The following is a 21,765-nucleotide window of genomic DNA, read 5'->3' as shown; positions in this document are numbered from 1 at the left end:
ACCTCATTATAAAAGACAGCACAAAGACAAAAAAACCACCCTTTTAGGGTGGTTTTTTATTTACATATTGAGATTCAAAACATAATTTAAAAGAGTGTTAAATTTGGAAGTATTTTATTTGAGTATAATAAAATCTCTTATTATTAAATAATTATCAATATAAAAGTTATTACAATATATAAAATATTTAATCTTGTTCAAATGTTTTATCACGTTTTAATTTAAGATAAAAAGTTGCAAAAATTAATAATGTAATGATAAAACAAATAAAATTACTAAGAAAAATACTCAAACCTACTCCCATTACACCTTGATTTAAAAAGTGTTTGGAAAAAAGAACAATAAAAAAGATACGAATTAAAGTTCTTAAAAAATTCAGATAAACCGAAGGTCCTACGCGTTTAAAAGCTAATAAAAAATTAAACATAATAATAGAACCACACGATAACCATAAGCTAGTAGTTTCAAAAAATAATAATGTACGGAAAGCATCTTGTTCCAAACTAGGAATCTTTTCCCAAGGACTATCATGAAATAATGGCAAAATTAACTTATAACCAAAAATATTAATCAAAGAACCTATTAAAGCCAAAATACACATACAAAAAATAATTTTTTTGAATGCTTCAAAGACTCTATTAAGATTGTTATGACCTAAATTTTGAGATATAATAGCATTTTGGGAATCAGAAAAAGAGTTAAGTGCATTATAAAAGACATTATTAATAGTTACTGCTAAGGCTAAATTAGCTCCAATTTGGGAACTACTAATTCCTTGAGGATCACCGTACCATTCTTTAACAATGATACTTACAATTAATTTGCCAACACTATAAATACTAATACTAGCACAAACAGGAATAGCTAATTTAGAAAGTTTTTTCAAAAATTCTTTATCAAAACTGATTTTGGATAAAATAATACGGAAGGGATTTTTGCTGTCAAAAAATAAAAACCACAAAGCAAATAAAGTAACAATTCCGTTAGAAATCAAAGTAGCCAAAGCCAAAGAAACCATGGAAGAATTCCAATAATGAAAAAGAACAAAAGAAAAAATAATTTTAGCAGAAGCGTTTAAAATATTTAAAAAAAGAGCAATTTTGTTATTACCTTTGGCACGCTCCAAACTTAAAAAAACTGTATTTATAATGATACAAACAAGCGACAATATAATAAGATTATAATATTTAATACCTTCATTGTTTTCAATTGCATTTTGACTAATTTTTAAAATATTAGTTGCAATGAAACTTTTAAAAACAAAAATGCATAAAAAGACCAAAATAAAGCCAGTTAAAATGGAAAGAACAAACGTTTTTGCCAAATAAAGGTGCATTTTATTAATATTATTTTGTCCATAAGCACGCCCTACTAAAATAACTCCTCCTGTGGCAATAGAAATACCAAAAGGAACAAGAATACCTTTAAATATATGTACGCGACTTACAAAGGTAAGTTGATTATCTGAAATTTGATTTCTTTTTAAAATAAAAAGATCAATAGCATCTGATGCATTTTGAAAAATCCAATAAATAATGATAGGAAAGGTAAAATAAAAAATTACTTTCCATAAGTTTCCTTCTAATAAAAATTTTCTATTTCTTTTTTCATTAATTAAAATTTGTGTTGTTGCTTTTGTTTTAACCACAAAAAACCTCCATCTAATGTTTTGGTTGGGTCCAACAACTTGAAAATATGTGTAAATAAAAGCTATAACACATATTATATTTTATCAAAATTAGAGGGGTTTTGGGAGGCAAAAGGTGATATTTAGAGGAGGCGCGCTAACTATTTCATTTATTTAGATAACTAACCATTTTTGACAGCTACCCTCAGTTTAGCAGAAATACTACGCGAATTATTTTGCATTTCTTCCTCACTTGGCAAAAAAGCTTTTTTAGTAATAATACTTAAAGGAGTTTGGGGCATAATTATAATAGGCAATTTTTTAGGCAAAACAAAAGTACTATGTTTTTTAAAAAAATGTTTAACAATTCGGTCTTCTAACGAATGAAAACTAATAACTACTATCCTGGCATTGGGTTTTAACAAATCAAGACTTTGTTCCAAGGCTTGTTTTAAAGATTCTAATTCTTGGTTAACTTCGATACGCAATGCTTGAAATATTTTTTTAGCACTATGTCCTTTTTGGCGATTGCAAAATCGATCAGTGATGGCAACCAAATCATAAGATGTGCACAAAGGTCTTTGTTTAATAATTTCTAAGGCAACCAAAACAGCATTTTTAACTTCACCATAAACCTTAAAAATATTTTTTAATTGTACAAAGGAGTAATTATTTAAAATATATTGTGCAGTAATTGTTTGATTAACATTCATTCTCATATCTAAAGGAGTGTTGTGCAAATAACTAAATCCTCTTTGGGGATTGTCAATTTGACAAGAAGATAGCCCTAAATCAAATAAAATACCATCTAATTGAAAAACATTTCGTTGTGCTAATTGGGTTTTTAAATGCGAAAAGTTGCTATGAATTATTTCAATTGGCAAATGTGGGGGCAAGATTTTTTTAGCGTTTGTGCAAGCTTCTACATCTTGGTCAAAAGAATATAAAAACCCTTGTTGCAAAAGATTTGCAATTTCTATAGTATGCCCACATTGTCCTAAAGTGGCATCTACATAAATACCTTCGGGCTTTATTTTTAAAAAATCTATGGCTTCTTGTTTGAGAACTGAAATGTGGTTAAAATGTGTTTTATTCATGGATTTTACCTCGCTTGAAAAGTTAAAAAATGTGATTAAAAATAATAAATGGTGGAAAAATAAAAGGAAGGTGAGATGAATTGCAATTATAAAAAAAATAGTTAAATTACACAATATTATTTGTAATTTAACTTATTTTATCAATTGTGAAATGGTACCTAAATATTAATTACTTAAAGACAAATTTAACTTTATCATTAATAATTTCTTCCAAAGCTTTACCAACTACTTTATTACACACAAGTTCAGGCAATTCTTTTTTTTGAGCTTCTATCACATGAGCAGTTTTGCTTGCAATATGAACTAATTTGTATTTGGAATTAATTTGATCCAACAATTTATCAATCGAAGGATAGATCAAACCTTCCTTATTGTATTTTTTTTTATTTGGTTTACTATTGTTCTGCATAACCATTATCCTCCAATATTTTTAAATAATTACGAATACTGCGTTTCGTTTTGGCATGTTCTGCTCTAATAATTGCAATAATACGGTCAGCAGCATTAGCCACTTCATCATTTACTACAATATAATCGTATTTGTGAGCTAAGTGAAACTCGTTATTGGCTTTGGCAATTCGTTTTGCAATATTTGCTTCTTGTTCAGTGCCTCGTTTTTTTAAACGATCGTAGAGAGCTTTTTTTTCAGGCGGAACCAAAAAAATAAAAACTGTGTTTGGCATACGCTTTTTTCTTAAATGAGTGGCTCCTTCAACTTCAATTTCTAAAAACACTTCTTTTCCTTGTTTTAAAAAATCTTGAATTTGCTTTTTAGGAGTTCCATAATAATGATCAATAAATTTAGCCCATTCTAAAAAACAATTATTTTCAATCCCTTTTTCAAATTCTTCTTTAGTTAGAAAATGGTAATCTTGACCGTCTTGTTCACCTGGTCGCGGTTTTCTGGTAGTAGCAGAAACAGAATACACAAAATTATGATTAGTCATTTCAAACAAAGCTTTTCTCACAGTGGCTTTGCCAACTCCTGAAGGTCCTGAAAGAACTATTAAAAGTCCTTTTTTATTTAATTTCATGTTAACTTACCTTTTTTATTAAATTTTGTGAAAGTGCTTAATAATATTAGTTGTGCTTAAATAATTTTAAAAATTGAAGATTAAAATTAAAAGTGGTTTTGATTAAAATAAACAATTGCCACCAAAAATTAATATTGATGTTAATATTGATTAATTAACAATAATATTTAATAATTTATTGGGAATATAAATCATATTTTGAATGTTTTTATGGCATACAAACTTATTAACTTTTGCATCTTGCAAAGCTAGAGTTTTAATTTGTTCTGAAGACAAATCACAAGGAAGTTCCAAAACAGCTCTTAATTTACTATTTACTTGAACAATAATTTTTACTTGCAGTTGTTCTAAATGAGTTTTATCATGCAAAGGCCAAGTTAAAGCAACTAGTTGGTTGTTATTTTTCAAAATAGTTTGATTAATTTCTTCTGTCAAGTGAGGAGCAATCGGATTTAATAGTTGCAAAAAGGTCTGTGCTTGTTTTTTGCCTATTTTTTGATGTTTATAAACTTGATTGACAAAAATCATTAATTGACTAATAACTTTATTGAATTTCAATTTTTCATAATCTTGGGTTGTTTGAAAAATGGTTTGATGATAAATAGCGTTTAGAGAAGTTTCAAAATCATTTGGCATTGCAAAAGAAAACATTTGATAAACTCTATTTAAAAAACGTTGTATTCCTTTGAAACCTTTTTCACACCAACTTTTAATATCTTCTAACGGACCCATAAACATGATATAAATTCGCAGTACATCAGCGCCGTAGCGTGCAAGCATTAAAGAAGAACTTACGCCGTTGCCTTTGGATTTAGACATTTTAGTGTGATCATTTCCCAAAATAATACCTTGATTAACTAATTTTTGAAAAGGTTCTTTGGTAGAAACTAAACCCAGATCGTATAAAAACTTATGCCAAAAACGTGCATAAAGTAAATGACCAACAGCGTGTTCTGTTCCTCCAATGTATAAGTCTACTGGCAAATAATAGTCAAGTAGTTCTTTTGCTTTGGTGGTATTTAATGGGATTAGACCCAAATAATTTTTCAAAATATAGCCAATATAGTACCAAGAACTACCTGCAAGTTGTGGCATAGTGTTAGAATCTCTGCGATATTTTTTGCCATCTTTTTCAAAATATAGCCAAAAATGGGCTTTGGAGAGAGGTGATTCGCCTGTGCCTGATGGTTTGATTTGTTCCAAAAAAGGAAGTTCTATGGGCAAGTTTGCGTCGCTATCAGTATAAATTTTATTGTTGGTGTCATCATAATAAATGGGGAAGGGTTCTGCCCAATATCGTTGGCGCGAAAAGACCCAATCACGCAATTTATAAGTATAATGAGAGTACCCTTGATTATTTTTTTCTAAAAATTGCAACATTTTAGTTTTGGCTTGTTCGTTATTAAGACCATTTAAAAAATCACTATTGATGTGGATGCCTTCTCCCGTATAAGCTTCAGTTAAGGGAGGGTTGGTTTGGTTGGCGGTAGGATTTTCCAAATCAGAAGACGGGGGAGTTATAACTTGAATCATTTTTAGACCATGTTTTTGAGCAAACTCAAAATCTCTTTGATCATGACAAGGAACAGACATTAAAGCACCTGTGCCATAATGAGGAAGGACATAATCAGCAATCCAGATAGGAATTTTGGTGTTATTGCAAGGATTAATTGCAAAACTACCCGTAAAAACACCTGTTTTGTCTTTATTGATGTCTCTTTCTAAGTCTTTTTTTTGTTTGGTTAATTCCAAATAATTGTTAACTGCTTGTTGGTATTCGGGTTTGGTGAGTTGTAAGGCTAATTCGTGTTCGGGCGCTATTACTAAAAAAGTTACACCAAAAAGAGTATCAGGGCGAGTGGTGAAAGTTTTTAAAGTTATTTTTTGATCAGAAACTGGAAAAGAGACGATTGCACCTTGATTTTTGCCAATCCAATTAGCTTGCATTTCTTTCACATTTAAAGGCCAATTAACTAAATTAAGGTCGTCTAAAAGTCTGTCTGCATATTGAGTTATTTTTAAAACCCATTGTTTCATCTTTTTTTTAACAACTGGATGATTGCCTCTTTCAGAAAACATCCCTTTTTCATTAGAAATTACTTCTTCATTAGCAAGCACTGTTCCTAAATTAGGGCAAAAATTTACTTCTGTATTTTTGAGAACTGCTAGTCCTTTTTCGTAAAGTTTTTTAAAAATCCATTGAGTCCAGGAATAAAAATAAGGATCTGAGGTGGCAAGTTCTCTATCCCAATCAACACTTTTACCAATACTTTGAATTTGTTTTTTAAAATTATTGATGTTTTCATAAGTAAAAGTGCGGGGGGGTTTGCCTGTTTGCAAAGCATATTGTTCGGCAGGCAGCCCAAATGAATCCCAACCAAAAGGATGCAAAACATTAAAACCTTGCATGCGTTTGAACCTACTCATAATATCGCTTGCAGTATAACCTTCAATATGGCCTACATGAAGCCCTTCAGAAGAAGGATAAGGAAACATATCAAGACAATAAAATTTCTTTTGTGAAAAGTTATCTTGAGTTTTGAACACCTTATTTTGTTGCCAATAAAGTTGCCATTTATGTTCTATTTGTTTAAAATCATAAATTAATTTTGTCATACTCGAAAGCCTTCTATATTTGTTTTAACTTTTATAATGTGTTATAATGTGGGAATAAATTTAAATTAATTGTGAAAATGATTGAAAAAGAAAATTAGTTAGTTTAAGGGGTGTTTTTGGTGATGTAAAAAACGATATCTTGAACGGTTTTAAAATTTTGTAAAGTTGCATCACTAATGTTGATTTGAAATGTTTTTTCTACTTCCATAACTAGTTCTAAAGCGTCTAGCGAATCAAGTCCTAAATCTTCTTTAAAACGAGTGTCTAAAGTAATTGTAGAAGCGTCTAAAGATAATTGGGTGGCAATTAAAGCTTTAATTTTTTCAAAAACCATTTTTTTATTTCTCCTTCAAAAAAGCAATAATTGCTTAATAATATTATACTAAAAAAATCTTTTTTTAATTGTTGCATTTGCCAAAATAAAAACAAAAGTAAATTATTTGCTTGTGGGTTGGTGTGTAAGTTTGCAAAATAAGGTGGTCTGAAATGGAGTTATTTTGATTGTAAGTTATAAAAAGGTGCCTATTTACAAGAAACAAACTAAAATATTTTATTCAAATAATTTAGTTTGCCAATGAGAAATTATTTAATTTTGGAAGTGTTTTTATTGAAATAAAATTTCGTTAACTTTTTTTTCGTCTAATTGATTTACTAACAAAGTTAAAAGTTTAACAGTGTTTATGATGTCTTGTTTGTGAACTACAGAAGTGTGGGAATGAATGTAGCGTACAGGAACGCCAAAAGATAAGGAAGCGGCTCCTTCGCGCACTAAATGCATAGTTGCAGCATCAGTTCTACCACCACTGCCACTTATTTCTTGCACAGGGATATTGTTTTGGGCAGCGATTTTAAGGACAAAATTACGCAATCCTTTGTGAGCGACTAAGCCCCCATCATAAACTAAAACTTGAGGACCTTTTCCTAGAGTGTGCCCTTCTTTTTCGCCCCCTGGAACATCATTTCCAATACCAGTATCAACAGCAATAGCAATTTGAGGGTGTACTTTGTGAGCACTGGTTTGAGCTCCGCGTAGTCCTACTTCTTCTTGGGTAGTAAAAACACCAAAAAATTGATTGGTAGTAGGATTGACATTTTCTAAAACTTGCATCACAATTGCAACTCCCACGCGATTATCTAAGGCTTTTGCAAGGAGATAATCAGAATTACCAAGCGTGCTGAATTCTATATAAGGAGTTACCATATCACCAACGCGAACGCCTAATTTTAAGGCTTCTTCTTTGTTGGCAACTCCAATATCTAAATACATAGAAGAAGTGTTGATAACTTGATTGCGCTCTTGAAAAGACATTACATGCGGAGGTTTGCAACCAGTAACTGCTTTAAGAACACCTTTATCGGTGTGAATTTGCCAAACTTGAGCAAGCATCACTTGAGAAAACCAACCACCAAGAGTTTGGAATTTGATAAAACCTTCTGGAGTAATTTGCTTAACTATTAAGCCTATTTCATCCAAATGTCCTGCAAACATAATGCGAGGTCCTGTTTTTCCTTTACAAGCAATCACAGAGCCTAAATTATCATATTCGATGGAGTCTACTTGGTTTTTGATTTTGTCAACTACATAATTAGCAACTGCTTTTTCTTGACCTGGAATACCATTTAACATTGTTAAATCTTTTAATAAAGAAACTAAATCACTCATTTTCATTCTCCTTTTTGGTTTCGTGTAAACTAGCGGTTTGGAATTGTTTAATTCCTGTAAATGTAAGATAAATACTGTGCATTAAAGATAAAACAGCAAATGATTTTAAAATGATATCTTTTAAGTTTTCAAATAAATTGCTACCTAATCCGAAACAACCAAATCCAAACATTAAAAGATATAAAATGAAAAATGAAAAGTTTTGTTTCTTGAAATAATTAATATTTAAATTGATGAAGCTGTGAAGAACAAACATCAATGATAAACAATAGTTAAAAGTTAAAAGTTTACCAACTAAAGGGTTTTTGGTTTTTAAATCATCAATATTTAAAAAACCTAATCCTGGTAACAAAAAGGCAGTAACAATGACAAAAACAAAGACAAAAGCTTCTAGGGCAAAGAAAAAACGAAGCTTGGATAAAGTTTTTTTGTATTTTTTAAAAACTACTAAATAAGTAAATAGCGATAAAAGGACACCTAAGAAAAATAATCCTAGTTGGAATTTCAGACTTCCAAGTTGGAAAGTTTGGTCAAAAAAACAACATCCAGCTACCAAAAGGAAAAAAGTTGCCAATAATAAAGAGTAAAATCCTTGTAAACGTTTTTGTTTCATTTGATTCATTATATTATATAACTCCTATTTTATTTTTTCTAATTATTGTAAAATGAAAAAATTAAAAAATAATTATTCATGAAAAAACATACAAATCAAGTTTAAAATTAAAAAATGAAAAATCATGAAAATACGTATTTTGAAATTTTTAAATTATTTTTTTAGCAAGAGCTTTTTTTAAAGCTGTAAGAATTTCGGCTTTTTTAAGTTTATGAAAATTAGGAACTTTGTGTTCTTTAGCTAATTTTTTTAACTCATGAAGCAACATTTTAGATAAATCTAAAGAAGGTTTTTTTGCTTTAACTTGGGTAGTTTGTGGTTTTGTTTCCAAAGTATCATCGCATTTTTCCTCAGAAAGTTCAGTAGATAAAACTTTTTCAGGTTGTAGAGAAGTTTTTTCTTCGGGTTGTGGTTGTGTTTCTTGTTGCAAAACTTCAACAGCTTTTACAGATTCAACTGTTTTTTCTTGTAAAGAAGGTTTAGCTTCTAAATTTTTAGTTTGTTCAGTTTGTTCTTTGGTTGGTTCTGTTTTTTCTTGTTGTAATTCTTGTGTTTGTTCTTGCTCTTTTGTTTGAGTGGGTTCTTTTTGTTCTAATTTAGGAGCATTTTCTTTTAATTCTTTTTTTTCTAATTTTGGCGAATTTGCTTCTTCTAATTTTTCTTGAGTGGTTTGTGTTTTTGGGGTTTTTTCAAGTTGAGATGGTTTTTCTTCTTTTTGTGCAAGTTGGTTTGATTGTTCTTCTTGTAATTTATTTACTTGTGCTTCTTTTTGTTTTAATGTTTGTTGAAATTGCACTAAGGCTTCTTTTGCTAATTGAACATATTGTGCGAAAGTTTCTGGGTGTAAGTGTGCTAAATCTGCTAATACTTTACGATTAACATCTACTTTTGCCAAAGCAAGTCCGTGCATTAAACGAGAATACTGCATGCCGCATAACATAGCACCAGCGTTAATACGGGAGATCCATAATTTACGAAAATCTCTTTTTCTTTGTTTGCGGTCTCTATAAGCGTATTGCAAAGAGCGCATTACTTGCTCGTGAGCTGTTTTGTAAAGAGTGCTTTTGGAACCAAAATATCCTTTTGCCATTTTTAAAACTTTTTTGCGACGACGGTGTCTTGCAGGAGTAAAACTAATTTTTGCCATATTCTTTTTCCTTTCTATAATCCTCTAATAAGAGTTTTGATTCTGTTGTAATCACAAAGTTTAACACAAGTAACTCCTCTTAGTTGGCGGTTTTGTTTAGTAGTTTTGGAAGCTGCAAGGTGATTTTTGTAGGCGTGGCCTCTTAATAATTTTTTCTTTTTAGAAATTTTAATTCGTTTTTTAAGCCCGCTGTGGGATTTTTTCTTAATCACTTTAATCATCCTTTCTTATTTTATTTATTTTTAATTTTTAATTGGGTGCAAAAAAATATTTTTGGTTTGTAAATTGGTTGAGTCGCGTTTTGTTTTGGGTAATTTTTCAGCCATTCCAATAACATTCATAACCTTTAAGGGTTATTTTAAAGGGGACAGAACTGCTGTTAGTTGATTGCCTTGTAATTTTAAAGGAGTCTCAATTTGAGATAGGTTTTTCAAATCTTGCATAACTTGTTTAAAAACTGTTTCTCCTAATTGAAAATTATTAATCATACGACCACGAAAACGCATACTAACTTTTACTTTATCGCCTTGTTTTAAAAATTTTTGAGCTTGTTTAATTTTAGTATTTAGATCATTTTTATCAATGGTAGGATTGAGGCGAATTTCTTTTAAAACAATAATTTGGGTTTTCTTTTTGGCTTCACGAAGTTTTTTTTGTTGGTTATAACGATGTTTTTGATAATTCATTAGTCGCGCTACCATCGGTGAGGCATCTGCGTTTACCACTACAATATCAATTTCTTTTTGTTCTGATAATTTTAAAGCTTCTTTTTGGTCAAAAACACCTAATTGTTCGCCTTTTTCATCAATAATGAGGTATTTTCCTTGTGGGATATTTTCATTATATAAATCAGAATTGGAACTTTTTTTAAATTTGTTGATTTTAATATTTAAAACCTCCTTTAGGTTTAGGGTTATTTTGTAAAAATGAAATGAAATGACATAACATGAAAATGAAACAAGGCAAAAAGAGAAAATAAAATAAAAAAAGAGAAACGCCCAATGAACATTTCTCTTCTCTAAAATAACTAACACTAAATGTTTTTTGCATTTTTTTTACAAAAAAATTAAATGTTTATGTGCCATTTGCCTAAAAACTAATTGTTAATCAGGCGAGAGAAAACTCTTCTTTTCACGTTAATATCATAAGATTATTACAAAATCTTTGATAATTTTTATAATTGTATTTTGAATATTATAAAATAAAACAATAACAATACCGTAATAATTATATAATAAAAAGTGCGGTTTGTCAATAGTTTTTGGGGGGATTTTGGCAATTAAGAGGTTATTTTTTTTGCAAAACTTGGTCTTTTAATAAAGAAACAAACTCATCAACTTTAATTGTGGTTTGTTGGTGAGAGCCATATTTTCTAAAAGTAATTAAATTGTTAGTCATTTCGTTGTCGCCAATTACAACTTGATAAGGAATTTTTAATTTTTGTGCTTCTCTAATTTTATAACCCAAAGTAGTATCTTTGGAATTAATTTCTACTCTGAAATTTTGTAATTGTAACATTTCTTTAATTTTTTGGCTAAATTCCAAATGTAGAGGAGCAGACACAGGAATTAAAAGCACTTGTACAGGAGCAAACCATAAAGGAAAAACACCCTTTGTTTCTTCTACTAAATGCGCTAAAAATCTTTCCATAGTAGAAACAACTGCGCGGTGAATGACAACAGGACGATGGTGTTTGTTGTCTTCTCCAATAAAAGTAAGATCAAATTTTTGAGGGAGCAAAAAATCAAGTTGTACTGTTGATAATGTTTCTTCGTTGCCTAGGGCAGTAAACACTTGCACATCTAATTTAGGACCATAAAAGGCAGCTTCTCCGATGGCTTCTTTAAAGGGTAGGCTCAATTCTTGAATAGTTTCTTTGAGGGTTTTTTCAGCGTGATGCCACATTTGATCGTCATTAAAATATTTTTCTGTGTCATTAGGGTCACGATAACTTAGGCGCAACTCATAATTTTTAATATTAAAATCACGATAAACTTCTAAAATTAAATTAATAATTTTTTTCATTTCTTCTTTGATTTGGTCAGGACAGGCAAAAATATGAGCGTCATTAAGAGTCATTTCTCTTACTCTTTGTAAACCAGAAACAGCTCCTGATTTTTCAAACCGATGCATCATTCCTAATTCAGCAATACGCAAAGGCAATTCCTTATAACTATGAGGAGTTTTTTTATAAATCATCATGTGATGGGGGCAATTCATTGGTCTTAAAACTAGTTTTTCACCATTTTCCAAAGTCATGATGGGAAACATATTAGAAGCATAATGGTCCAAATGTCCAGAAATACGGTAAAGTTCAGTATTTGCCATAATGGGCGTATAGACATGATGATAATCATAACTTAATTCTTTGTCAACAATATATCTTTCAACGATGCGCCTTACAGTAGCTCCTTTAGGAAGCCAAAAGGGAAGTCCCAAACCAACTTCTTTATTAAACATGAATAAATCTAGTTCTTTGTTAAGTTTTTTGTGGTCGCGCTCTTTTCTTTCTTCCAAAAGTTGCAAGTGGTCCGCAAGCGCTTTTTTTTTGAAAAAAGAAGTACCATAGATGCGAGTCAAAGTTTTGTTTTTGGCATCTCCTTGAAAATAAGCTCCTGATATTTTTAAAAGTTTAAAATGTTTAATAAGGCTTGTTTTGGTTACATGACCGCCGCGGCAAAGATCAAAAAATTCTCCTTGACGATAAATACTGATAGTCTGGTCGCGAAATTTTTCCAGCAAAACTTGTTTATAAGGGTTGCAAGCAAATAATTTTTGGGCTTGTTCGAAAGAAACTTCTTCTCTTGTAATGGGGTGGTTTTCCAAAGAAATTTGATGCATTACTTTTTCAATGGCAAGAAAACCTTTTTCCGAAATGGTGTGGTTTTGAAAATCAATATCATAATAAAATCCTTCTTTAATGGCAGGTCCTACTGTAAAAAGGGCACCTGGATAAAGTCTTGCAACAGCTTGCGCCATAAGGTGAGAGGTGCTGTGATTAAGAACTTCCAAAGATTTAGGATCAGATTCGGTTAAAATTTCTAAATTGCCGTTTTCTTTCAAAGGAAAATCAAGTTCGATTGGTTGGTCGTTGAAAAGGGCTGCAACTGGTTTTTTGAAATGTGTAGATAAGTGTTTTTTCCAAATTGACAAAGGAGTTATACCTGAAATAAATTCTTGTATTTGGTTGTCAAAAAAGCTGATTTTAATCATAAAAACCCTTTCTTTTGTAGTTTTTATTTTTTTGATCTTTTAAAAAATTGGGGAAAAACAAAGATAATGGAGGAGAAAAAATAATAAAGGGCAAAAAATTTTATCTAAATAATAATGTGTGATATAATGTGTGTTTTATACTAAAAAATTAAATAACATATATCATAACTATAACACAAATCACAAGAAAAAGGGAGTCTTTTTTTAGTAATTAGTTGATTGGTATTTATTATTTGGAATCTAAATTTTTAAGTGGTTTTGAAAAAGGGTGCAATTTCTTTTTTTATTGTAGCAACAAAAGGCAAAATTTCTTTTTCGGATGGCAAAAACATACTGCAAGCTCTTAGGTGACCTTTACAACCATATTTTTGAACAATATGATATATTTGCGGTCCGTTAGAACAAATACGCACTTGAATTTTAGAATCAGGACGTTCAAAAAAAAGAGCATAAAAGGGAAAATTTTTAATATTAGATAAAATATTAATCGACAAAAAAACCTCTTCTAAAGTAATGTTGAATTGTTCAATGATTTGTTGATTCACATAAACATAGGCAAATCCGTCACAAGCAATAATATTTTGACATATATATCCTTGATATTTTAAAAAATTAAGTGTTACTTTATTGATATTTTGTTCCACCAAAGCAACATCAATACCATAATTAAGTAATTCTGAGGCAATTCTTAAAGTTTGGGCACTTACTCTATGATACCTAAAATTACCAGTATCTGTAATTAAACCAACATAAATAGCCAAAGCACCTTTAAAAGTTAGGTTTAAATTGAGTTTTTCTTTTAACAAGTAAATCATCTCGGAGCATGAACCAAAAGAATCATCAACCCATTGATAATTACCATAATTTTCGATTAAAATATGATGATCAATTCGAATAACGACTTTTCCCAATTTAAATCTTTGGTCACTGATGGCTTGAGTAGTACCGCAGTCCACTACAATTACTAAAGCATTTTGGTAAGTTTCATCTGGTATTTCATCCATTTGACCCAAAAAAGTTAAATGGTTTTTGGTTTGCCCCACCACATAAACATTTTTATGAGGAAAGGTATTTTGAATCATATTTTTTAAACCTAGTTGAGAACCATAACAATCACCATCAGGATTTTTATGTCCGTGAATAATGATAGTATCAAAGGTTTTAATTTGGGTTTCAATAAATTTCATATTTGTTCCTTTCTTTGTATTTGTTAAAATATTAGTTTAGTTAAAATGATGTTGGTTGGGGGGTTTTCTTGATATTTTCTTATTTTTTGGGTTTCTTTTATTTTCCTAAACAAAATTTAGAAAACAATTCTTTAATTAAACTATTTTCTTGATTATCACCTATAATTTGTCCTAACGCTTGATAAGCTTTAGTAAGATCAATAGAATAAATATCGATTGGCATTGATTGCAAAAGGGCTTGTTGCAAATCTTGGAAAGATCGAAGAGCAATTTGGATTTGATTAATGTGTCTTGCATTAGAAAAATAATTAAAATCTTTGGGCTGGATATCATTTAATTGGAATTTTTTTAAAATTGTTTGTTGTAACTCTAAAAACCCTGTTTTATCCAAACTCGAAACTGAAATAATTTCTTGTGGGGCTAATTGGGAAGAGTTGTTGGAAAGAGAAGAAATTAATTTATCACTTTTCAAATCCGCTTTGTTTCCTATGATAATGCGCGGATGGTTTTTGGTTAATTGCAAAAGTTGGATATCTTCTTCTTGCAAATGATTGTTTTGATCTAAAACTAATAAAATTAATTCTGCTTGTAAAAGCATTTTTTCTGTTCTTAAAATTCCTATTTTTTCAATGGGATCATCAGTTTTACGAATGCCTGCAGTATCAATTAAATGAAGGGTGATACCTTGACAATTAAAATAAGCTTCAACAAAATCTCTGGTAGTGCCTGAAATATCAGAAACAATAGCTTTGGTTTCGTTTAAAAAAGCATTAAGAAGGCTTGATTTACCAACATTGGGACGTCCAACAATTAAAGTTTTTATTCCTTCTTTAAGATATCTATTTTTATGGGAGTGGTTCAAAATATTTTCTAATTGCTTGATTAAACTTTTAACTTCCAAAGCAATTTTTTGTTGGGTGATTTGAGGAATGTCATCATATTCAGGATAATCAATATTAACTTCAATTTGAGCAATTAAATTAAGGATTTGGTCGCGCAAAGAAGTCACTAATTGAGAAGTGTATTTTTGCAAACCAGAATGAGCAATTTTAATGGCATTTTCATTAGTCGCATGAATTAGGTCCATAATGGATTCAGCTTGAATGAGGTCCATTTTTCCATTAAGATAGGCTCTTTGGCTAAATTCGCCTGGAAAAGCCAACCTAATATCTAATGACAAAACTCTTTCTAAAACCATTTGCGTAATTAAAATACCGCCATGAGCATTAATTTCTACAACATTTTCGCCAGTAAAAGAATTAGGAGTTTTAAAAACAGAAATCAAAACTTCATCCAAAATAGTTTGGTTTTTGTTGAGGATAAAACCGTGAGTAATGGTGTGTGTTTTGGTTTTGGTAAGGTCTTTGCCTTTAAAAATTTTATTTATTTCTGCAATAGAATTGTTGCCAGAAACCCTAATTACACTAACTCCTCCTGTTCCTAAAGGAGTTGAAATAGCAGCAATAGTATCAAAAAACATTTATTGGGGGCTCCTTTCTTTATGATTTTTGTAATCTTTTCATTTATTGAATGTTGTTTTAAATTGATATTTATCATTTATAATATGAAAATAATTTACAAACGAAAGGAAAGGGAAAAAGAATTATCAAAATAAAAGTTTTATTTGGTTAATTTTATTATTGGTTATTGGAGATTTTTTTATATGTGTATTTATTGAATTTATTAATTTTATTGTTAATTAATTTTTAATTAGTTTTGGATTTTTGTCTTGGGATTTGGTTTCAAAAGCTTTAATTGAGTCTTTTATTTGAGCTATGAAAAAAGTCATTTCTTGATTGTTATTTAAAGTAGCGCCACAAGCTCTAAGGTGACCTCCGCCTTTAAATTGTCTAGCAATGGAGTTAATTTCAGGACCACGAGAACGAATGCGAGCTCTAATTGTTAAATCTGGTTGTTCTAAGAAAAAAGCCCAAACTGGATGATTTTCTAAATGACCCAAAATATTAACCAAACTTGCAGCAACGTCAATATGTAAGTTAAATTTTTTCAATGTTTCTTGAGAAATAAAAACGTAAGCAAATCCTTGGGAAGTAACTACATTTTGATAAATATAGGCTTTATATTGAAACAAGGTAAGAGTTTCTTTGTTAAGATGAAAAAAAATTTGTGATACATCAAGGTCAAAAGCAAGCAAGGAAACAGCAGCTTTAAGAGTGTTTTGGTCAACTCTATCAAAACAAAAATTACCAGTATCAGTTACCATACCTACATACATAGCCAAAGCACCTTTATGAGTTAATTTCATATTGCATTTTTCTTTAAATTCAAAAATCATTTGAGAACAAGAAGAATAATTAGCATCTACCCATTGATAATTGCAGTAATTATCCATTAATAAATGATGATCAATTCTAATTGTATCTTTAGCTAATTTAAATCTTTGGTCACTAATTTTGTTTTCTTGACCGCAATCAACAACAATAGCAAGAGCGCTTTGGTACAAAGAATCACAAACTTCATCCATCACACCTACAAAAGATAAAGAATGATTTTGTTGTCCTACTGCATAGACTTTTTTTTGGGGAAAAGTTGCTGTAATTGCATCTTTTAAACCTAGTTGAGCGCCATAACAATCACCATCTGGATTGATGTGTCCGTGAATAATAATTGTTTCAAAAGCTTTAATTTTATTGTAAATAATTTTCATAATGTTCCTTTAATTTGTTAATTTTAATAAGTTTTTAGGAGTTTGCTTTTTGTTGGGCTTCATTAAATAATGTATCGATGTTTTTGTCTAAGTCTTTATCTAAAAAACAATCTATTACTAATTTTTCTACAACTATACGCGACATCTGGGATTTTCTAAAAGTGGGAGAAAAGAAATAAATGGGGTTACCTGTTTGAGATGATTCTTCATCTTCTTTTCTTTCACTTTTCATAAAGTCAAAAATATCTTTATTTATTTCTGGATTTTTAGAATTTTTGGAAGGATTTTCAGAATTTGTTTGTTCTGGTTGGGCGCTTTTATCATAACAAGGACGAGTAGGAAATTGACTAAGTTTTTGGAGTAATTTTTCGTTTGTTTCTTTAGAAGTTAAATGTTTTAAAAACAACCAAGAAGCAAGCACTTCATCTTTATCTTTTTTATAAAATAAATTAATATTAGAACCTTGTTGTAAAACTTTTCTTTTGCCTGACTCAGGACCTTGTTTTCCTTTTTTCCAATAAGGAACCGAAGTTATCCCTACTTTAAATGGAGCTTTGGAAACATATTCAAATCCATTAGAAGAAGAAATATCCATTAAAATTTTTTGATCCATAAATAAATGAGTAGTATAACTTTCACCAGATAATTTACGAGTAATTAAATATTTTTTATCATAAAATTTTTTAAAATCTTTAATCATTTTTTTAGCATCTGGATTATTAAAACGTACTCCTACTTCACGACTTGATGGATCTTTTTTAGTTGGTGAAGTTGTATATTCAATTCCTCTTTGTTCGGAAGATATAATAAATAAATTAGATTCAGAATCATAAGAAATAGGGATTTTTTCAGAGTCAACTTGTTTAATTACTTTGCATAACTTTTTCATTTGTTCCCATGTAATACCATCTTTAAGTTTGCCTTCAAAATTAGAGTTATCATAATTGTCAAAACAAGATTCAAAATCGGAATCGATTTCGATTTTTTGTTTTTGAATTTTGCCTTTTAATTGTTTAAAATAATCTTGATTATAATACATCAATTCAATAGATTTAGAAAATGGCAAGGAATACCATTTCCCTGGTTCTTTTTCATCACCCAAAGGCAATTGAGCCTCATTTTCAAAACTAGAATAAAAATATGTTTTTTCTGTTTGGGGATCTGTTGTACAAGGGTCTAATTTGATTTTTTCATTGGTGTGATCTTTAAATCCATCAAGGGGAACTAATTTACCTGATTCATAATAATTTACTAAATGATCAGCATAAGAAACAATTAAATGAGGTTCGTTGTTGGCTGGAAGAGCTACATTAATGTTTTTTACAATCCCACTCCAACTAGGTTTATATTCTGTTTTTACTTTGATTTTGGGATATTTTTCTCTAAATTCTTCAATAATTTCTTCTAAAGCAGTTTTTGGTTTTCCTTTTTCTTTTTCAGGATCTAAACGATGCCAAAAAACAATTTCGATCGGTTTTTCTAGAAATTTTTCCCATGCTTCGCTATCTTTATATTTGTTAAGCATTTCATTTAATTCTTGTTCATGGTTATTTCTTAAAGCATTAGAATCAATTTTAGGAAATAATACAATAAATGCTAAAATAACAAATAAGCAAGTAAAAAAATGAATGATTTTTAATTTATCCTTTGATACCACTGTTTAATTTTCCTTCTAAAACATATCTTTTACAAAAAATGAACAACAAAACTAAAGGTAATGTCATCAAAACAGTAGCTGCCATTTGTTGATTGACTAAATTTTGGTTTTTTTCAGAGTCAAAAATATTTCTAATCACATTAGTAAGCAATTTTCCGCCTACAAGTTCAGGCCACAAATAAGCATTCCAAGCAGCAACTGCTCTAAAAATAATGATATTAATGATGTTATCTCTTAAAAGCGGAGTTAAAATTTTGTATAAAAACTTCCAATCACTACTACCATCAACTTTGGCAGATAAATAGAGTTCTTTGGGAATTTTTTTGATATTTTGTATTAATAAAAAAATATGAAATACATTGATTAGAAAGGGAAGAATCATTGCTAAATAAATGCCACTAAAAACGCGCGTACCTTGACCAGAATCAACAAAACCTAGGCGTGCAACTGTTTGATAGTTAGTTAAAAACATACTTTCAGTAGTTATCATAGTGGTGATTAGAAAGACTCCTAATATAATTTTTTTAGTTCTAAATTCTAAAATACTAAGAGCAAAAGCAGTTATAACAGAGACAAAAATACCTAAAACAGTAGAGATAAAAACAACAGCAAGGGTTTTAAAAAAAGTCAAAAACAAGCTATAACGGGTAAATAGAAAAGAGAAGTTGTTCCACGTCAAATCTTTAGGAAAAAAACTAGGACAAGCAGGATTGTCTTGTAGAGCTAAATTTAGCATCCAATAAAAAGGGATAGCCAAAAAAAGAGCAAAAACAGACAAAAAAAAGTATTTGGTAAAAGTGGCACAAACTTTGGGTAAATGTTTTTTAAGTTTGGCAAAAATGAGTTTTGTTTTATTATTTGAATTTGACATAATTATCAAGGTTCGATCCTTATTTATTATTTATTTTATTCATTTAATTTCTTTTCAAAAAAGAAAAAATTAATGGCAGTAAAAAGAATAGAAATTAAAAGCAAAATAACAGTGGCTGCAGCGCCTCTGGAATAAGAATCCATTAAAGTTCCTTCTAATTGTTGATAAATATAGCCTACCACAGTATTTACCTTAGTAATATCGGAATTACCAAAAACTCCAATAACGGATTCATATTCTTTAAAAACTTGAATTATTGCAATAATAAATTGATAAAAAATAGTAGGAGCAAGTAGAGGAAGAGTAATTTTTCTAAAAATAGTTATTTTAGAAGCGCCGTCAATTCTGGCAGCATCGTAATAATCTTTACTAATGTTTTTTAATCCCACACTAAAAATTAAAATTTGGAAGGGAAGGGATTTCCACACTACATAAAAAATTAAAACAAACATTTTATACGAATAAGGAGCTGAAATGTTAATCCAATCTTGTTGGAGCCCAAAAAAAGAATTAAAAAAACCTTCGGGGCGCGTTTGGATGCCAAAACTATTGTGATAAAAAAGGACTGCAAAAACCATTCCCATAATAACAGGATTTGTTAAATAAGGGAGGAAAAAAATGGTTTGAAAGATATTTTTTAAAAAACGATTATAAACACTGTTAAGTGCTAAGGCAATCATTAAAGACAAAAAAATAGAAATAGGAACAGCAACAAACACCAGTAAAAAAGTGTTAAAAAGAGCAGTTCTAAAATCAGGATCACAAAAAGTAGTAGTGTAATTGGAAAAATTAAACGAATAAGAAAATGTGTCTGCAAATTTATTATATCTACTATCCAAAGAAATAAAAAGTGTTTTTACCAAAGGATAAAAATTAAATAAAACCATAAGAATTAAGGCAGGCGCCAAATAATACCAATGATTATGTTTGGAATATTTAGTGGAATTGTGATGGAAAAGTTTTTTTAGCAATGACATTTAAAAAATCCTATTTTCGGTTTTTTTATCAAAAAGAAAACACTTATTTTCTTTAATTTGGAATCTAATTTTTTTCTTGGCAACAAATCCTTGGGGAAAAATAATATCTTTACTTTTTTCATCAAAGACAAGGTGGAAAGTGTTTTTAACAGCTTGCGGATGTCTTGCTAACATCATTAGGTTTCTTCCCATATTTTCTAAAAAGAGAGGTTCGATTTCAAAATTACCGTTTGTGTCAAACCAATAACCTTCGGGACGAATGGCTACATAGATTTCTTGATTTAGGTTTTTTAAAGTTTTGTTAGAAGAAAAATCAAAAAGAAGTGAATCTCCAATAGTTACTTTTCCAAAAGTAATTTTTCCTTCAAAAATAGAGATAAGCGGATTGCCTAAAAATTTGGCAACAAACAAGTTGTTAGGATTGGCATAAACTTCTTGAGGAGCGCCTTTTTGTTGGATTTGTCCTTTATTCATTAAGCAAATTTCATCACTAATAGACATTGCTTCTTCTTGGTCGTGTGTAACAAAAATAGCAGTGATTCCAGTTTTTCGTTGGATTCTTCTAATTTCTTCTCTAGTTTTGAGGCGTAACCCTGCATCTAAGTTGGATAAGGGCTCATCTAAAAGCAAAACTTGAGGTTCTTTTACTAAGGCTCTTGCAATTGCTACGCGTTGTTGTTGTCCGCCTGAAAGTTGCTGAGGTTTTTTGTCTAAATGATCGGCAATTCCCACTAACTTGGCAATTTCTTCTACTTTTTGCACAATAATGTCGCGCGCAAATTTTAGATTTTCCAGTGGAAAGGAAATATTTTGTCTAACTGTCATATGAGGATATAGAGCGTAATTTTGGAAAACTAAACCAATACCTCTTTTTTCAATAGGCAGGTTAGTGACATCTTTGTCGCCAAAAAATATTTTTCCAGCCGAAATAGGATGAAGCCCTGCAATCATGTAAAGAGTAGTCGATTTGCCACAACCCGAAGGACCTAAAAGACTTACCAATTTGCCTTTAGGAATGTTGATGTCAATTTTTTTTACAGCATAAGTTTCTTTTTTAGTTTGTTTATCGATGAAAATTTTAGAAACTTGTTCTAATTTTATACCCATTTTTTTGTATTCCTTATTTTTAGCTTTTTGGCTTTTAATTTTGTGTTTGTGTTTGTGATTTTGGTTTGATTTGGTTTGGTTTTGGTTTTATTATTTTGATTTTATTATTTTTAACTTTTTTTATTGTTTTTGGTTTTTTGATTTTTGGTTTTTATCTTTTAGATGAATTTAATCATTTTTTAATTATTGGTGATTTTTTTATTTTTGGACTTTTGGTTGCTTTTTTGAATTTTATAAAATTTTATAAATGTTTAAAAAAATATTGACAATTAATAGTTAAAAAATATT

At 29.8% G+C, this 21,765-nt stretch carries 19 protein-coding genes; all 19 read right to left on the bottom strand.

The window, feature by feature from the left end; genetic code table 11:
* Positions 1 to 187: 187 nt before the first annotated feature.
* The gene (locus tag OL66_RS01420; RefSeq protein WP_034172170.1) at positions 188 to 1,648 is read right to left on the bottom strand and encodes an MATE family efflux transporter; all 1,461 of its coding nucleotides are present in this window, start codon (positions 1,646 to 1,648) and stop codon (positions 188 to 190) included.
* A gap of 161 nt (positions 1,649 to 1,809) precedes the next feature.
* On the bottom strand, positions 1,810 to 2,724 hold the full coding sequence (gene rsmH, locus OL66_RS01415) for a 16S rRNA (cytosine(1402)-N(4))-methyltransferase RsmH (protein ID WP_034172169.1): 915 nt from the start codon (positions 2,722 to 2,724) through the stop codon (positions 1,810 to 1,812).
* A 169-nt stretch (positions 2,725 to 2,893) separates the two neighbouring features.
* Complete coding sequence (locus tag OL66_RS01410; protein ID WP_042067559.1) at positions 2,894 to 3,139, bottom strand: DNA-directed RNA polymerase subunit omega; 246 nt, start codon at positions 3,137 to 3,139, stop codon at positions 2,894 to 2,896.
* Positions 3,120 to 3,758, bottom strand: coding sequence for a guanylate kinase (gene gmk, locus OL66_RS01405; protein ID WP_034172168.1), 639 nt, complete (start codon positions 3,756 to 3,758; stop codon positions 3,120 to 3,122). Before gmk ends, OL66_RS01410 begins: the two co-directional genes overlap by 20 nt.
* Positions 3,759 to 3,908: 150 nt before the next feature.
* Entirely contained in the window at positions 3,909 to 6,374 is a 2,466-nt protein-coding gene (gene leuS / locus OL66_RS01400) for a leucine--tRNA ligase (protein WP_034172167.1), read from the bottom strand.
* Between the two features lie 103 nt (positions 6,375 to 6,477).
* Positions 6,478 to 6,708 carry an acyl carrier protein gene (gene acpP, locus OL66_RS01395; protein WP_011161081.1) on the bottom strand — a complete coding sequence of 77 codons (231 nt, stop codon included), beginning with the start codon at positions 6,706 to 6,708 and terminating at the stop codon, positions 6,478 to 6,480.
* Between the two features lie 270 nt (positions 6,709 to 6,978).
* Positions 6,979 to 8,037 carry a M42 family metallopeptidase gene (locus OL66_RS01390; protein ID WP_034172166.1) on the bottom strand — a complete coding sequence of 353 codons (1,059 nt, stop codon included), beginning with the start codon at positions 8,035 to 8,037 and terminating at the stop codon, positions 6,979 to 6,981.
* Positions 8,030 to 8,659, bottom strand: a complete 630-nt coding sequence (locus OL66_RS01385; protein WP_034172165.1) for a hypothetical protein — start codon at positions 8,657 to 8,659, stop codon at positions 8,030 to 8,032. The genes OL66_RS01390 and OL66_RS01385 overlap by 8 nt, the downstream gene beginning before the upstream one ends.
* Positions 8,660 to 8,798: 139 nt before the next feature.
* Positions 8,799 to 9,797: a 50S ribosomal protein L20 gene (gene rplT, locus OL66_RS04495; RefSeq protein ID WP_034172164.1), complete on the bottom strand. Its 999-nt coding sequence runs from the start codon at positions 9,795 to 9,797 to the stop codon at positions 8,799 to 8,801.
* A gap of 14 nt (positions 9,798 to 9,811) precedes the next feature.
* Positions 9,812 to 10,018: a 50S ribosomal protein L35 gene (gene rpmI / locus OL66_RS01375; protein WP_011161085.1), complete on the bottom strand. Its 207-nt coding sequence runs from the start codon at positions 10,016 to 10,018 to the stop codon at positions 9,812 to 9,814.
* A gap of 132 nt (positions 10,019 to 10,150) precedes the next feature.
* Positions 10,151 to 10,831: a translation initiation factor IF-3 gene (infC, locus tag OL66_RS01370; protein WP_238568784.1), complete on the bottom strand. Its 681-nt coding sequence runs from the start codon at positions 10,829 to 10,831 to the stop codon at positions 10,151 to 10,153.
* Positions 10,832 to 11,084: 253 nt separating this feature from the next.
* Positions 11,085 to 13,010 (bottom strand): threonine--tRNA ligase, encoded by a 1,926-nt coding sequence (gene thrS / locus OL66_RS01365; protein WP_034172163.1) that lies wholly within the window; start codon positions 13,008 to 13,010, stop codon positions 11,085 to 11,087.
* 248 nt (positions 13,011 to 13,258) lie between these two features.
* A complete protein-coding gene (locus OL66_RS01360; RefSeq protein ID WP_011161088.1) occupies positions 13,259 to 14,197 on the bottom strand; it encodes a DHH family phosphoesterase in 939 nt (312 codons plus the stop codon).
* Positions 14,198 to 14,294: 97 nt separating this feature from the next.
* On the bottom strand, positions 14,295 to 15,677 hold the full coding sequence (mnmE, locus tag OL66_RS01355; RefSeq protein ID WP_011161089.1) for a tRNA uridine-5-carboxymethylaminomethyl(34) synthesis GTPase MnmE: 1,383 nt from the start codon (positions 15,675 to 15,677) through the stop codon (positions 14,295 to 14,297).
* A gap of 219 nt (positions 15,678 to 15,896) precedes the next feature.
* Positions 15,897 to 16,865 carry a DHH family phosphoesterase gene (locus tag OL66_RS01350; RefSeq protein ID WP_034172162.1) on the bottom strand — a complete coding sequence of 323 codons (969 nt, stop codon included), beginning with the start codon at positions 16,863 to 16,865 and terminating at the stop codon, positions 15,897 to 15,899.
* A gap of 34 nt (positions 16,866 to 16,899) precedes the next feature.
* Positions 16,900 to 18,522, bottom strand: coding sequence for an extracellular solute-binding protein (locus tag OL66_RS01345; protein WP_011161091.1), 1,623 nt, complete (start codon positions 18,520 to 18,522; stop codon positions 16,900 to 16,902).
* The gene (locus tag OL66_RS01340; protein WP_034172161.1) at positions 18,506 to 19,393 is read right to left on the bottom strand and encodes a carbohydrate ABC transporter permease; all 888 of its coding nucleotides are present in this window, start codon (positions 19,391 to 19,393) and stop codon (positions 18,506 to 18,508) included. The genes OL66_RS01345 and OL66_RS01340 overlap by 17 nt, the downstream gene beginning before the upstream one ends.
* Positions 19,394 to 19,428: 35 nt before the next feature.
* Complete coding sequence (locus OL66_RS01335; protein ID WP_034172160.1) at positions 19,429 to 20,370, bottom strand: carbohydrate ABC transporter permease; 942 nt, start codon at positions 20,368 to 20,370, stop codon at positions 19,429 to 19,431.
* The gene (locus OL66_RS01330; protein WP_034172159.1) at positions 20,371 to 21,477 is read right to left on the bottom strand and encodes an ABC transporter ATP-binding protein; all 1,107 of its coding nucleotides are present in this window, start codon (positions 21,475 to 21,477) and stop codon (positions 20,371 to 20,373) included.
* Positions 21,478 to 21,765 lie beyond the last annotated feature (288 nt).

It is taken from the genome of Chrysanthemum yellows phytoplasma (assembly GCF_000803325.1).
GTDB lineage: Bacteria > Bacillota_I > Bacilli_A > Acholeplasmatales > Acholeplasmataceae > Phytoplasma > Phytoplasma asteris.
The sequence above is the reverse complement of the archived record's forward strand: the minus strand, read 5'-3'. Positions and strand labels throughout refer to the sequence as shown.